Below are 15,502 nucleotides of genomic sequence, written 5' to 3' on the forward strand. Positions count from 1 at the left end.
TTATTCTGCAAATTTTGGATTCGTGATAAAATTTTTATCGGAAAGTGTTTTCAGAAAAGCAATAATCAGTTGTTTTTCCTGAGGTTTCATCGCAATTCCTAGATGTCCGTTTTGCTTCAGTTGCGGATCAAGATTCGGACTGTTTTCTACGTTATCTGAATAGAAATTAAGTACCGCTTCCAATGTGTAAAATCTTCCATCGTGCATATAAGGCGCTGTATATTCTACATTTCGCAAACTTGGCACCCGAAATTTCATCCAGTCGTTTTGATCAAGTGTCACCCGATATCTTCCTGCATCTTTAAACTGCACATTGTAATACATTCCTGTATTCCTGAAACTTTCATCCGTAAATAATGCTCCGCTATGACAAGACGCGCATTTTTGCTGAAATAAGCTCATGCCTTGTGTTTCTTCTGAAGAAAAATTTTCTTTTCCTTGCTTTACCCTGTCATATTTAGAATCCGCGGAAATCAAGGTTACCATAAACTGGGATAATGCTTTCAGTACTCTTTCTCCTGTAATATTCTCATCTCCATAAGCTGCTTTGAACAGTTTCTTGTACTTAGCATCTGAACTTAACTTCGAAACTACTTCAGGCATCGAGCTATCCATTTCGTCTTCATTGGCAATGGGAATAATCGGCTGTTCATCCAGATTATGGACCACTCCGTCCCACATATATCGCTTTAGAAAAGCCATATTCTGAATGGGTGGTGCATTCCGGATTCCGATTCTGTCGTCCACTCCATGACTTACAGTATGACCGTGATGGGTAAACGCATTTTCCTGGATATGACAGAACCCGCATGAAATGGTATTGTTGCGCGAAAGTCTTCCTTCATAAAATAATTTTCGTCCCAACTTCATGCCGTTTTTTGTGACCGGATTTCCGGAGGTATCAAAAGTCATTTCCGGAAAGTATGACGGGAATGAAAGACTGTAAACCTCATCTTTTTCCAACGGTTCTATCACCTCATCAGAACATGATACAAAACTTAAAAAAAATAAGGATAATAACCCGGTTTGAAATATCTTAATCATTGTGAACATGGTCTACTTTAAACATTTTCGTCAGGTTATCCGTTACATTTACCAAATGTTGGCTTGAGCCCATCATCATATCATTGGTAGAATTTAAAAACAACGGCGTTTCTCCACTTAAATACTGATTAAAATCTGCCAGAATATGAATAGAAGGTGTAATTTGATTTGTCACTCTTGCTGTTGTCGGAAGATTCAAAGTAATCTCCCGGTAAAGATCCGGAGTACCATTGGCCGTTACATTCCCCATATTTCCGGTATGATTCATGAACTCTGTGTCGGGAGAATTGATCCCGTATTTCCCCTCGAGCTTTACAAAAACATAACCTGCCGCCCAGGACCAAGACATTCCTTTTTGTTTGGCCTTATTCCAGAATTCCGCTTGCCCGTCCTGTCCCAACAGATAGGCATTCTGACTGATTCCCAAACCTAATTTTATTTTTTTATAATTGTTCTTCGGGATTTCATTGAGATTAACATAGACAATGCCTGCAATTGCATCGGCCTGGTCGATGATGAAAGCACCTTTATCAGGATTATTCTCGTGATATTTAAATTCATTTCCGTTTTCATCAATCAGACTGATGTTACTGATCACATATTTTATGTTGGAGAACTGATGCTTCTGTCCCTGTGAAGATGTTTGTGTGGTCTGATTCAAAACAATATCGCCCAGATTCGTAAAACCGTTCTCAAATTTGAGCTGAAGGTTTCCCTTTGCTTCTGCTGATGAATCATCTTCATCGTTGCTACGACAGGAGATAAAAGTAAAAAAAGTAAAGGCAATAAAAGATAATGACAAAAATTTATAAATTTTCATTGTTGATTTTTTAAGTTGAAATTTTTAATTGATTATTGATTGAACGGTAGAACATTCATTTTTTAAACTGCAAAAGTTGACACAGAATAAGCACCTCTTTGTCATTTCGTAGAAATCTAAGGGGAGTTATTTAAAATTACAACATGAAATATTTGCCGAGATTCTATGGAATGACAACTACACGTTTAATTTTAAAAAAAATAAATATGGAAACTCTTGCAGTAAAACAAGATTTGAAAAATAACTTAAAAAACGGGTGGTCTGAAAATATGTTTTAAAAACAGGAAAGAGTACGCTGTTTTATAAAGGAAATTAGAATTTGAAAAGATTTTTTTTTCTGCTGCTGTAATTTCAGTAATTTCAGGGAGAACGTAGATATCCAGTAGTTTTTGGCCTGAATTCTTTGTTTTATTTAAAGGGGAAGAATCGGTATCATTTGTTTTGGCTATTTCCTTGCTCAGGTAACATTTTCCGTTACAATGAAGCTCCGGATTGCTCTTATTGATACACAACACTTCGGAGATATACTCAAAATTCACAGCATATTCCACCAGTGGAACCAGAGGCCTGAATACCACAAACAAAGTGAGAAATATGCTGCAAACTAAGTTCATTCAATCATTATTTTTTGCTGATCGCTTCTTCGTATCTTCTGCTGATTTCCTTCCAGTTGGTTACGTTCCAGATCGCAGCTAAATAATCAGCTCTCTTATTCTGATATTTCAGATAATAAGCATGCTCCCAAACATCAATACCGAAAATAGGAGTTCCTTTTTCTTCCACAACATCCATTAGGGGATTGTCCTGATTAGGTGTCGAGGACACGAATAATTTCCCGTTTTTATCCACCGATAACCAAGCCCATCCTGAACCGAAACGGTCTGCTCCCGCTTTACTCATCTTTTCCTTGAAGGCATCCATACTTCCGAAAGCATCATTAATCGCTTTTGCCAGTTTTGAAGATGGCTGTGTATTTTTTTCAGGCGTTAAAACCGTCCAGAACAATTCGTGGTTGTAATGACCTCCTGCATTATTTCTCACTGCAGCTGGCAATTTTGATACATTCGATAAAATCTGAAATAAGGTTTGTTTCTCCTGTGGCGTTCCTGCAATGGCTTTATTCAGATTCGCAACATAGGCTGCTGCATGTTTTGAATAATGAATTTCCATAGTCTGTGCATCAATATTACCCTCCAGTGCATTGTAAGCATACGGCAAAGGCGTCTGTTTGAACTGGGCTAATGCAAACTGCGCCGCGAAAACTGCGCTTAAGGCAGCAATTTTTAAAATTTTCATAATGTTTTGTTTTTTAGTGGTTAAACAATAATTATTTTAATAATTTCTTAATGTCTTCAATTAATATCTCCCGGTCAGGATGATATTTCCCCATCAGTTTTGCCGTTTTTCCTTCCGGATCTTCATAGTTTAGCCCAGAATAATAAAGGATCGGCATATTGTCTTTATTGTACCTGCAGCGGATATTCCCTTCTTTATCTACAAGAGCAATCATTCCGCTGTGATTGAGACTTTCGCTTTCATCTTCTTTGTCCCCAACGTAAATATTGAACTGATCTGCCAATTTTCCTATATAATCTCTATTACCCGTTAAAAAATGCCAGTTCGGAGACTTTACGCCAATTCTTTGAGCATGTTCTTTCAGTGATTGAGGGGTATCATTTTCGGGATCAATGCTTATTGAAATAATTCCGAAATCTGGGTTGTTGATCTCGTCCTCAATTGCTCTCATGTTAGTATTCATTACCGGACAGATTGTAGTACATCTGCTGAAAAAAAATTCTACCAAATACACTTTTCCAAGCATATCTTTGTTGGTTATTTTTTTATTATCCTGGTCCGTTAATTGGAAATCAGGAACCTTCATTACCGTATAAAGGTTCTTTTTAAAGTAGCCCATTCCTACACCGATTCCCAGAAAAAGCAACGCAAAAACCGCAATCGGAATGATCACTTTGCTTTTTGTATTGTTTGGGTTTTTATTTTTGGGCATACTTTTCAGGATTTTTTTTGAATTCGTCTTTGCATAGTGAACTGCAAAAACCGTACGTTTTATTTTTATATACTGCCGTATCTTTCATATCAGGCTCCGTCGGCATATGACAAATAGGATCTACTGCGTTGGCAAATTTGATCTTTTTTACATTTGATTTCGCAGCGGTATTGGCTTTTTTATGCTTTACTTTAGGGGTTTCCTGAGCACATGCCATTAATGAAACGGACAATAATGCCGTCAAAATAATTTTTGATTTCATTTTAAATTAAATTGAAATTAATAGTGGTATTGAATAAAATAATTGACTTTTAAACTAAAATTAATATGAGCTGAATGAATTTTGAAGAAGACAAGTACATGATTCTTTAAGCATTCTATTTTACGTAAAGACATTCTTAACTTCTTGAAACTTGATAAGATCAATGATTTAAGCTAACTAAAAATTTAGTTTAAAAAAATCTAAGACAAGGGAGGATGGAATATGCTTGCGAAATATTCTGAAGTGTGAGATTTGTTATAATCCGAAGATGGATTTTTTATAGGAATATCAAATTGATTTTTACCTGAAAAGGAAAGAATGTCTTGAGAAAGAAAAACATCTAAGCCGGTAATTTTTATATTCTGGTTATTATTAGACTGTTTTTCTGTCTTTGCCAATTCTTTTTCAACATAACATTTTCCTTTACAGGTAGACTGGGGAATATTTCTTTTTTCACAAAGGTTTTTCACGATGTAATCATAATTAACCGCATAATTAACCAAAGGCAACACAGGACGTATCGCAATCGTGAAAATAATAAATATGGAAATGAAAAACTTCAACAATCAATTCTCTTCTACAAATATACTACTGAAATTTGTTTTTACGGTTGATTTATGATGAAAGTCATTCTTATTTCATTTCCCACAGATCGCTCAGATTACACAGACCTATTTATTTTCATCTGTGAAATTCACGGAGTCTGCGGGAGATTGATTTAAACGGATGCTAAAAATGTATTTAAATTTTATCTCCCCGTAAATTGGGCTGATTACGCAGATTCTTATATTCTAATCCTAATAAAAAAACATGTGCAATCATCTGTGACATCTGTGTGATCTGCGAGGGATAAATTTTAGGATCCTTTTCCCACAGATCGCTCAGATTACATAGACCTATTTATTTTCATCTGTGAAATTCATGGAGTCTGCAGGAGATTGATTTAAACGGATGCTAAATGTATTTAAATTTTATCTCCCGCAAATTGGGCTGATTACGCAGATTTTTATATTCTAATTGTAATAAAAAGCAAGTGCAATCATCTGTGACATCTGTGTGATCTGTGGCAGATAAATTTTAGGATGCTTTTCCCACAGATCGCTCAGATTACATAGACCTATTTATTTTCATCTGTGAAATTCATGGAGTCTGCAGGAGATTGATTTAAATGGATGCTAAAAATGTATTTAAATTTTATCTCCCCGTAAATTGGGCTGATTACGCAGATTCTTATATTCTAATCCTAATAAAAAAACATGTGCAATCATCTGTGACATCTGTGTGATCTGCGGGGGATAAATTTTAGGATCCTTTTCCCACAGATTACACAAGTCTTTAAATTATTTTTAATTTACTGAAGATTGATTAATTTAAAATTTCATCCGCTGAATTCTTACCGCATTTAAAATAGCCAACAATGCAACTCCAACATCTGCAAAAACCGCTTCCCACATCGTTGCCAATCCTCCTGCTCCCAACGCAAGAACAATTGCTTTAACTGCAAACGCCAAGATAATATTCTGCCAAACTATTTTTTTAGTTTGCTTTCCTATATTGATTGCCATTGGAATTTTACTGGGTCTGTCATCCTGAATTACGACATCTGCGGTTTCAATCGTCGCATCGCTTCCCAATCCGCCCATGGCAATTCCTACATCGCTTAAAGCAACAACAGGTGCATCATTTACTCCATCTCCTACAAAGGCTACGGTCTGATTTTTTGCTTTGATTTCTTTTACTTTATTCACCTTGTCTTCAGGAAGCAGGTCTCCGTAAGCATTCTGAATTCCTAAAGTATCGGCAACATACTTCACAACAGACGGTTTATCTCCGCTCAGCATTGTCGTTGTTACGTTTAATGATTTTAATTTATCGATGGTTAATTGTGCGTCAACTTTAATAGTATCTGCAATTGTTAAATAACCGACAAACTTTTTATCATAGGCTACAGCAATTAAAGTATAGACAATATTTTCAGGTTTGACATGGTAACTGATTCCGAACTTATCCATCAACTTGAAATTACCTACAAGTAATTCCTTTCCGCTTATGATTGCTTTTAATCCATGTCCTGCAATTTCTTCCACATTTTCCAATGAAATGGAGTGATCAATTTCTCCGACATACTCATGGATTGCGGTGGCAACGGGATGCGAACTTTTACTTTCTAAAGCATTGACGAATTTTAAAATTTCATCTTTATTAAATTCATTATTAAAATCAACTTCCTGGACTTTGAAAACGCCTTCCGTCATCGTACCGGTTTTGTCCATCACTACATTCTGAACATTCGCCAGAACGTCCAAGAAGTTACTTCCTTTGAATAAGATTCCATTACGACTTCCCGCTCCTATTCCTCCGAAATACCCTAATGGAATGGAAATCACCAATGCACAGGGACAGGAAATCACCAGGAATATCAATGCTCTGTATAGCCAGGTTTTGAATTGATAGTCTTCAACAAAAAAGTACGGCAATAGCGTAATCCCGATAGCGAGAAAAACAACAATCGGTGTATAAATTTTCGCAAATTTTCTGATGAATAATTCTGTTGGAGCTTTCTGAGCCGTTGCATTCTGAACCAATTCCAAAATCTTGCTCAACTTACTGTCTTTGTAAGCCGTGGTAACTTTCACCAGGCTGACTGTATTTAAATTAATCATTCCCGCTAGAACAGTTTCTCCTTTGGTTTTGGTATCCGGTTTACTTTCACCCGTTAATGAAGCCGTATTAAATGAAGCTGTTTCAGATAACAGCTCTCCATCCAATCCCAGTTTCTCCCCCGATTTTAACTGAATTATTTCACCAATATTTACGTTTTCGGCTTTTACAGTTTCAGGTTTACCATCTTTTAAAACGGTTACTTCATCAGGGCGCTGATCGAGCAAGGATTTGATATTGCTTTTTGCTCTCGTTACTGCCATTGCCTGGAAAACTTCACCTACCGAATAGAAGAGCATTACTGCAACACCTTCGGGATATTCACCAATGGCAAAAGCTCCTACTGTTGCGATTCCCATTAAGAAAAATTCAGAAAAAACATCGCCTTTTGTGATGCTTTCATAGGCTTCTTTTAAAACAGGCAATCCAACAGGAATGTAAGCAACTAAATACCATACTAAACGAATCCAGCCAACAAACCAATCCTGTTTTATATAATTGTCTAAAGCAATACCTACTAATAATAAAACAAAGGAGATTATCGCCGGCAGAAACATCTGAAATACTGATTGGTCTCCCGTATCATGAGAATGACCATGATCATGACCTTCATGATTGTGATTATGTTCTTTTTTTGGTTTTGTGCTACAGCATTCTTCCATAACTTAAAAATTTTAATCAAAATTAGGAGCAAACTGAATGCAATGCTATTGCAAACTTTCGAGACAAGTTTCACAAATTCCTTTCGCAAAAAGTCTTATTTCATCTATTCTGAAATTCGTCTGAATATTTTCCGGAAACGAGATATCTTCTTTACAGGTGATCTGTTTACAGATTTTGCAGTAGAAATGCAGATGCCAATCTTTATGTGTAGTTTCGTCACATCCGTCATGGCAAAGCTTATATTTTGTTGTTGTATTCTCCTGAATACTATGAACAATTCCTTTTTCTTCAAAAGTTTTTAATGTCCTGTAAATGGTAGTCCGGTCCGCATGATCGAAGTGGCTTTCGATTTCAGACAATGATAAGGCAGCTTCCTGAGAACTTAGAAAATCGTATACCAAAATCCTCATACTTGTAGGTTTGGTATTTTTGTTAATCAATTTATCTTCGATGTGTGTTTTCATTCTTCAGGATTTAAGGTTCTTCTCAAAGTTAGCTGTTTTTTCAATGTTTTCATCATTGGCTGCTTCTGTTTGCATCTATCAAAAATCATTCAAGTCTACAAAAATATTTCTAAGATTGTTGCAATACTATTGCAAATACAAACTAAGCCTACATTCTACAATCTCATTCTCAATATTTAGACATACAATAAAAAAGCCACTCCATAAAGCAGTGACTTTCTTTTAAAAATTTAAAAAACTAAAACTATAAATTCGGATTATTCTCAATCTCTTTCTGCGGAATAGAGAATAAATAATATTTGCTGTCGGCTACAAACGGAGACTGATCAGGGAATGCAAAAATCGTATGTCCTCTTCCGTTAACGGTTTTTACAACACCAGCCGGAGTCGTGATCTGTACCTGAATCGCCTGTCCGCTAGAATTGGTAAACGGTTTTCTCACTACAGTTCCCTGCGTTCTTATAATGTCTGATAATGAGAATCCTTCACCAAACAACTCTTTTCGTCTTTCAATCAATACTTCTTTGATCACCTCGTTTTGTGCTAAAGAACCAGAATATTGATTGGCGTTTCTTGCTGATTTCAATTGATTTAAAACGGTTACAGCATTTGTAACATTTCCGTTTCTCGCTTCAGCTTCGGCCTCAATTAAATACATTTCAGCAGCTCTCATGTAAACGATATCCGCAATTAAATTGGCTTTAAATTTAAACTTCGCATATCGCAGCAATCCTTCTCTTCCTGGATTTCCATCCCATGAAAACAGTGAATAACGGATATCATTGGTATCAAACAGATCTTTAAAATAAGGATCCGCCATAAAGCTATAATAATAACTTCCCGAAGACGACACATCTAAAAAGTGAAAAGCATAGCTTTCACCTGACTGTTCCTGTGTCTGACCGTGTCCCCAGATCCATTCTCCATTACTGATATCATTGAACCCATCTTTATATTTTTCCGCCGTCATCAAAGCATATCCATTTCTCGCTATTTTTGCAGAAGCTGCAGCTTTCGTCCAGTCTCCGGTATTCAAATAAGCTCTTGCCAATAAGCCATTGACAACTGATCTATCAATTTTATCCTTGTTGTTTCTTGAATAATTTTGAAGCAACTGATCGGCATCCGTCAAATCACTTTTAATTAAAGTATAGATCTCTTCAAGGCTCGCTTTTTTCTTTCCTACTGAACCTGTTGTTGTCGGTTCTGTGTAAATTGGAACCGTTAACGCCGTTTTATCTTTCAAATAACTGAATTGATAAAAACTCGCCAGATTTAAATAACAAAATGCTCGCAATGCTTTAGCCTGACCTTTCACCTGATTTTTTTTCTCCTGGCTCCCCTCTACTCCATCGATTCTTGCAAGAACATTGTTCATATTATTGATGGTAGAATACAGCAGACTCCAGATAAAAAGTGGCCTGCTTCCCGTGTTATTCACCAAATCTGTAAAAGCATACGCTCCGGGAAATCCATATTTATTGGTTAAAACCGCCACATCACTTCCCATAGCATCACTTGTTCTCAACACTGTGGAGTACCCGATATTCGCGTAAGTTGTCCCATCGTCATTAAATTTCGCCCAGGTTCCATTGATTACCGTTTCCGCACTTTCTGCTGTTTTGAAAACTTCCTCTTCATTAGCCTGATTGGTCGGAGCGGTTTCGAGATCACTTTCACAACTGATTAAAGACCATGCTGAGATTAATGCAAAAGATATATATTTTAATTTTTTCATTGTTTTTCATTTTAAATGTTAAAGAGTCGCCTGTACACCAAAAGTGATCGTCCTCATTGCTGGATATCTGTAATAGGTTGTTCCGTCTAAGGTCTGTTCAGGATCCATTCCTTTATGTTTATAGAATGTTAAAAGGTTTTCTGCCTGAACATAAACTCTGAATTTCTTCAAACCTATTTTTTCAAAATAATCCGATGGAAGTGTATAGCCTAAGCTCACATTTTTCACTCTAGCATACGTCCCCGAGTATAAGAATCTTGAAGATGTTGAAGTCCAGTTATTCGTTGTTGTACTTAAAGCCGGGACATCGGTGTAACGGTTTTCGGGCGTCCATCTATTCAGTATTTCTGCACTCCAGGCTCTACCTGCCGAACTTCCATTATGCATCAGCATCGTATAATCCGTGTCTAAAATTTTTCCTCCGATAGCAAATGATACTAAGGTTGAAAAATCAAAGTTTTTGTACCCCAGACTCGTGGTAATCCCTCCCATTATTTTCGGAAGAGACGAACCCTGCAGCGTTTTTGTAGCTTTTGCATATTCTGAAGTGGTTCCTTCTACCGTATTTCCGCTGGCATCTGTTGTAATGGTTTTCCAAAGCGGCTTTCCATTATTCGGATCTACTCCTGCCCATTCAGGAATGAAGAAATCATAAACAGAGCCACCTACCTGCAATAGTTTTGTCCCGCTTACAATAGAACCTTTAGGAAGTTTTGTGATTTCATTTTTAAGAGTGCTTAAATTCACATCCACATTCCACTCAAAATCCTTTGTTTTAATGGGTGTTGTGAATAATGAAAATTCAAAACCTGTATTTTTCAGCTCTCCAATATTCGCCTGATACTCACTAAAACCTAATGACGGCGCCAAAGGCATTCCAAACAGAAGATCTTTACTTTTTCTCTGGAAATATTCTACATTACCTTTAATTCTGTTATTCAGAACAGAAAATTCAATACCTGCATTCAAATTCAGGTTGGTTTCCCATTTCAGATCCGGAGTTGGCAGCTTGCTTGCTACCGTTCCGCCCTCTCCTAAATTATTGTAAAAAGCATATAAACTCTGGTAAGCATAATAAGTACTCAGCTTATCATTTCCCTGCCCTCCGTAGCTTGCACGAAGTGTCAGTTGATTAAAGACATTTAAATTTTTAATAAAATCTTCATTCGACGCCTTCCATGATCCTCCTACAGACCAGAATGTCCCCCATCTGTTTTCCGGAGAGAATCTTGAAGAGCCGTCTGCTCTTACCGATCCCGAAACAAAATATTTATTTTTAAAATCATATTCGGCTTTCCCTAAGAAACTTAACAGTCCTAATTTGTCACTATTTCCTGAGAAGCTTCCCAGCAAAGCTGCAGCATCAGGTTCATAATAATACGGCAATGAAAACTGGCTTCGGCTTCCTGAAATCGTCTGATATTCGTAATGGTAAAATTCCTGACCACCCAAAATATTGATGTGATGCTGTCCGAATTTTTTATCGTAGGTTAAAATATTACTTGTTGTGTAAGACAGCGTTCTCGAATTGGTTTTTGTAACAGACCCCCCGATTTCAGTTCCCTCTCCTAATAACGGATTGGTATAATAATGGCCATTATAATTAACCAGATCAACCGAAAAGCTGGATTTAAATTTCAATTCAGGCAGGAAAGTGAATTCTGCAAAACCTTTCCCTGAGAAGTTATCTTCTCTGTTCTCATTTTTATCCAAAGGTAATGTTGCTGCAGCATTTTCATTTTGTAATGCACTTGTAGGCCTGTATTTTCCGAAATCATAAATATAATTTCCGCTGGAGTCCAATTTATAGCTACCATCTGCATTTCTTTCGTAGTAAGGATAAAAAGATGGTATAACTCTCGCCGCATTGATCACATTATCCGTTCTCGAATCTGATGAAGGTGGAGCTTCCTGAAGACTGTTTGTGTACGCTAAATTTGCTCCTACATTCAGCCATTTTTTGACTTCAGAATTGATCTTTAATCTTGTACTGTATTTTCTGAAACCAGACTCAATGGCAATTCCTTTATCATCCAAATATCCTAAAGAGAAAAAATAATTGCTCTTCTCATTTCCTCCGCTGAAATCCAGATCAACCTGATTTCTGGAAGCCGTTCTTTGCAAAATATCTTTCCAGTTGTCATTCCATAAAGCTGTTGCACCCGGCAAAAGTTTCCCGTCAGTTCCTACTGGTTTTACATAATTTGCTCCGTAAGGATTGATTCCTAAAGCATTTACCAAATTATCTGTTGCCATTTGTGCAGCCTGTTGAGAAGAAACCTGGCTTGATGTGTATCCGTTTCTCAGGGCTTCCCAATACAACTGAAAGTATTGGTCGGTGGTTACCTGCTCATAATCCTTCACTGCTCTGCTTGAGAAACCCTGGCTTATATTAAAGTTTACTCTCGCTTCACCTCTTTTTCCGGATTTTGTGGTAACGATAATCACCCCGTTTGCTCCTCTGGAACCATACAATGAACTTGCCGTGGCATCTTTCAGCACACTGATGGATTCGATGTCATTGGGACTGATCGAGTTGATATTCCCGTCAAAAGGAATTCCATCCACCACAAATAATGGATTACTCGATGCGCTGATAGAACCAATTCCACGAATCCTGATAGAAGCTGTAGAACCCGGCTGTCCTGAAGCGCTTACCGCCTGAAGTCCCGGAACCTGCCCTTCCAATGCTTTTGTGATGTTGGTAACAGGTCTGTTATTAATTTTTTCACTAGAAATCGTTGCTACCGAACCTGTATAACTGGTTTTCTTGGCTTTTCCATAAGCCACTACCACTACTTCATCAATCTCTTTCTCATGAAGTGTATCTTTTTTTGCTTCTTGCCCATTCACATTGACCACTCCCAAAAAGAATGCAGCAACTGGCGGAATCCAAACCTTAGGAATCATTAAATTTTTATTAATCATAATTAACTTTATTTGCTGTTTATTAAATATTAGCCTTTTATAAAAAAGATAGCAAACAGCATCAATAATCATGATTAACACTTTGCTCATCTTTCCTTTTTCAAGGCTGAATGTAACACCTTGCACGATGCAGGTTGTTAAGATTTCACAGGGTCAGTTCCCTCCATCTTTCTTTATAAGCCGTTGCAAATCTAAAAACAAAAAGTCTACAAAACAAGTAGACTTTAAAAATTTAAATATAAATTTTATAAAAATTAACTTAATTTTATTTTAAAACCAACAAAAATAGAGAGTTATAATAAATGTTAAATTTATAAATATGAGAAATATCATTAAAAATAATGCAATGAATAAAATTATACTTCAATTAGGATTTTGAATAAGATTTTCTATCCATTTTGACCAGACTTTTGAATTTTAAGATAGTTCCCGATACATTTTTCTTCATTTCATTTCGAAAAACACTCGTACTGACATACGATTAATTCAAAAAACTTTTTAATTTTATAAGATGAAAGTTTTAATTGTCAATGGACCTAATCTCAATCTATTAGGCACAAGGGAACCGGAAATCTACGGAACAACTTCAATGGAGGATTATTTAGAAAATTTGAAACCCGAATTTCCTTTTCATGAAATATCGTATTACCAGTCGAATATTGAAGGAGAAATTATCAATAGACTTCAAGTGGATGATTTTGATGCATTGGTGATCAATCCAGGAGCTTTTACCCATTATTCTTATGCAATTGCGGATTGTCTAAAGAATATTCAGAAGCAGAAAGTGGAAGTTCACATTAGCAATATTTACAAAAGAGAAGAGTTTCGTCAGAAGTCAGTGACAGCAGCGAATACGGATGCTGTTTTGTCGGGATTCGGAATGAATGGTTACAGGCTGGCTGTTTTGAGCTTGAAATAAATAATGTTCTCCCGCTGATCTCACAGATGACGCAGATGTTTGAAAATAATTATATTTTAATCTGAAGAAGGGAGTAGAAAATGGAAGTTTATATAAGCTATTTTGAGTTTGAAATAATCCCCACGGATTTCACAGATTTTCACAGATCTCTATGCATATTTATTTTAAAACTAAAAGATTATGCACAATCATCTGCGAAAATCTGTGAAATCTGCGGGAGTATAAAATAAAAAATCCTCATCAAATGATGAGGATTTCTATTTTTAGTTTGTTGTTTGTTCTTGTAGCTGAGGTCCTGAAGGAATCAGTTTTTTACCTTCTTCCGTATTACAGTACTGCTCAAAGTTCTTGATATATCTTGCAGCCAGGTCTTTTGCTTTTTCTTCCCATTCAGAAACATTGCTATAAGTATCTCTCGGATCCAAGATACCTTCAGAAACGTTTGGTAATGTTGTAGGAATTTCAAGATTCATAATAGGAACCATTGCTTTAGGAGCATTTTCTATAGAACCATCAATAATTGAATCAATAATCGCCCTTGTATCTTTTAAAGAAATTCTCTTTCCAGTACCATTCCATCCTGTATTTACCAGATAAGCTTTTGCGCCATGCTCTTTCATTTTTCCGATCAACGTTTTTGAATACATTGTCGGATGTAATGTTAAAAATGCTTCACCAAATGCCGGAGAGAAAGATGGTTCCGGTTCAGTAATTCCTCTTTCTGTTCCTGCTAATTTTGAGGTATATCCGCAAAGGAAGTGATATTGAGCCTGATCTTCATTTAAAACAGAAACCGGAGGCAATACCCCAAATGCGTCTGCAGAAAGATAAACAATCTTTTTTGCATGCCCTGCTTTTGAAGGCAACACAATTTTATTGATATGATAAATCGGATAAGAAACCCTTGTATTTTCAGTAATAGATCCGTCTGTATAATCAGCGACCCCATTATTTACCACAACGTTTTCCAATAGAGCATCTCTCTTGATGGCAGCGAAAATATCCGGCTCTTTTTCGGCAGAAAGATCGATTACTTTTGCATAGCAGCCTCCTTCATAGTTGAATACTCCATTGTTATCCCAACCATGCTCATCATCACCGATTAAGTATCTTTTCGGATCTGCGGATAAAGTAGTTTTTCCTGTTCCTGAAAGTCCGAAGAAAAGAGCAACATCTCCTTCTTCTCCTACGTTCGCAGAACAGTGCATAGAGGCCATACCTTTTAACGGAAGATAATAGTTCATCATCGCAAACATTCCTTTCTTCATTTCTCCGCCGTACCAAGTCCCTCCAATGATCTGAAGTTTTTCAGTAAGGTTGAACATCACAAAGTTTTCGGAATTCAATCCCTGAGCTTCCCAGTTTGGATTGGTAGTTTTAGAACCGTTGATTACAGTGAAATCCGGCTCTCCAAAGTTTTCCAGTTCGTAATGAGAAGGACGGATAAACATGTTAGTAACAAAATGTGCCTGCCACGCTACTTCAACAATGAACCTTACTTTTAATCTCGTATCTGCGTTTGTTCCACAGAAAGCATCTACTACATAGATCTTTTTTGCATCTGAAAGTTGGTTCAGTACTAAATCTTTACAAGATTTAAAGATTTCCGGCGTGGTTGGTAAGTTAACTTTACCATCCCAGAAAATTGTTTCTCTTGTAACATCATCCTGAACTATATATCTATCTTTAGGTGAACGACCCGTGAAAATTCCTGTTTTTACCGATACCGCACCAGATTCCGTAAGCTCTGCTTTTTCAAACCCTTGATTTTCAGGAGAAACTTCAGCCTGATATAATTCTTCATACGAAGGATTATATAGTACTTGATAGTCTCCTTTAATCCCTAATTTTTCTAAATCTTGGATGATTTTAGCGTTTTTCATTTTACTTATATTTTTCTATTTTTTTTTTGGTTTAACAAAATTAATATTAATTAATTGTTAAAAGTGGTCTAAATATAATGATATAAGTCAGAATGGCAAATAAAAAAACAAG

13 protein-coding genes and 1 riboswitch are annotated in these 15,502 nt (G+C 36.5%); of the genes, 1 reads left to right on the plus strand and 12 read right to left on the minus strand.

The genetic code is table 11. The features are described from left to right. The 11 genes from MKS83_RS12555 to MKS83_RS12605 form a co-directional block, all read right to left on the minus strand. Positions 1 to 1,053, minus strand: coding sequence for a cytochrome-c peroxidase (locus tag MKS83_RS12555; protein WP_410678545.1), 1,053 nt, complete (start codon positions 1,051 to 1,053; stop codon positions 1 to 3). Beyond that, a complete protein-coding gene (locus MKS83_RS12560) occupies positions 1,037 to 1,864 on the minus strand; it encodes an MbnP family protein (protein WP_240579964.1) in 828 nt (275 codons plus the stop codon). Before MKS83_RS12560 ends, MKS83_RS12555 begins: the two co-directional genes overlap by 17 nt. Positions 1,865 to 2,109: 245 nt before the next feature. Further along, positions 2,110 to 2,478: a hypothetical protein gene (locus MKS83_RS12565; RefSeq protein WP_240579965.1), complete on the minus strand. Its 369-nt coding sequence runs from the start codon at positions 2,476 to 2,478 to the stop codon at positions 2,110 to 2,112. A gap of 7 nt (positions 2,479 to 2,485) precedes the next feature. Beyond that, positions 2,486 to 3,160: a superoxide dismutase gene (locus MKS83_RS12570; protein WP_240579966.1), complete on the minus strand. Its 675-nt coding sequence runs from the start codon at positions 3,158 to 3,160 to the stop codon at positions 2,486 to 2,488. A gap of 31 nt (positions 3,161 to 3,191) precedes the next feature. Then, positions 3,192 to 3,872, minus strand: a complete 681-nt coding sequence (locus MKS83_RS12575) for an SCO family protein (RefSeq protein ID WP_240579967.1) — start codon at positions 3,870 to 3,872, stop codon at positions 3,192 to 3,194. Further along, positions 3,859 to 4,134 (minus strand): YHS domain-containing protein, encoded by a 276-nt coding sequence (locus MKS83_RS12580; protein ID WP_240579968.1) that lies wholly within the window; start codon positions 4,132 to 4,134, stop codon positions 3,859 to 3,861. Before MKS83_RS12580 ends, MKS83_RS12575 begins: the two co-directional genes overlap by 14 nt. 200 nt (positions 4,135 to 4,334) lie before the next feature. After that, positions 4,335 to 4,700 (minus strand): hypothetical protein, encoded by a 366-nt coding sequence (locus tag MKS83_RS12585; RefSeq protein WP_240579969.1) that lies wholly within the window; start codon positions 4,698 to 4,700, stop codon positions 4,335 to 4,337. 804 nt (positions 4,701 to 5,504) lie between these two features. After that, on the minus strand, positions 5,505 to 7,457 hold the full coding sequence (locus MKS83_RS12590; RefSeq protein WP_240579970.1) for a heavy metal translocating P-type ATPase: 1,953 nt from the start codon (positions 7,455 to 7,457) through the stop codon (positions 5,505 to 5,507). Between the two features lie 45 nt (positions 7,458 to 7,502). Beyond that, positions 7,503 to 7,922 (minus strand): Fur family transcriptional regulator, encoded by a 420-nt coding sequence (locus MKS83_RS12595; RefSeq protein ID WP_240579971.1) that lies wholly within the window; start codon positions 7,920 to 7,922, stop codon positions 7,503 to 7,505. A 244-nt stretch (positions 7,923 to 8,166) separates the two neighbouring features. Then, positions 8,167 to 9,660 (minus strand): RagB/SusD family nutrient uptake outer membrane protein, encoded by a 1,494-nt coding sequence (locus MKS83_RS12600; RefSeq protein WP_240579972.1) that lies wholly within the window; start codon positions 9,658 to 9,660, stop codon positions 8,167 to 8,169. An 18-nt stretch (positions 9,661 to 9,678) separates the two neighbouring features. After that, complete coding sequence (locus tag MKS83_RS12605; RefSeq protein WP_240579973.1) at positions 9,679 to 12,588, minus strand: SusC/RagA family TonB-linked outer membrane protein; 2,910 nt, start codon at positions 12,586 to 12,588, stop codon at positions 9,679 to 9,681. An 83-nt stretch (positions 12,589 to 12,671) separates the two neighbouring features. Further along, positions 12,672 to 12,770: riboswitch (SAM riboswitch) on the minus strand. 329 nt (positions 12,771 to 13,099) lie between these two features. Here MKS83_RS12605 and MKS83_RS12610 point away from each other — a divergent pair. Next, the gene (locus MKS83_RS12610) at positions 13,100 to 13,507 is read left to right on the plus strand and encodes a type II 3-dehydroquinate dehydratase (protein WP_240579974.1); all 408 of its coding nucleotides are present in this window, start codon (positions 13,100 to 13,102) and stop codon (positions 13,505 to 13,507) included. A 263-nt stretch (positions 13,508 to 13,770) separates the two neighbouring features. On the opposite strand, the gene pckA is transcribed toward MKS83_RS12610, so the two are convergent. Further along, on the minus strand, positions 13,771 to 15,390 hold the full coding sequence (pckA, locus tag MKS83_RS12615) for a phosphoenolpyruvate carboxykinase (ATP) (RefSeq protein ID WP_240579975.1): 1,620 nt from the start codon (positions 15,388 to 15,390) through the stop codon (positions 13,771 to 13,773). Positions 15,391 to 15,502: the final 112 nt, after the last annotated feature.

Origin of the sequence: Chryseobacterium sp. Y16C, from assembly GCF_022488405.1 — a bacterium.
GTDB classification, from domain to species: domain Bacteria; phylum Bacteroidota; class Bacteroidia; order Flavobacteriales; family Weeksellaceae; genus Chryseobacterium; species Chryseobacterium geocarposphaerae.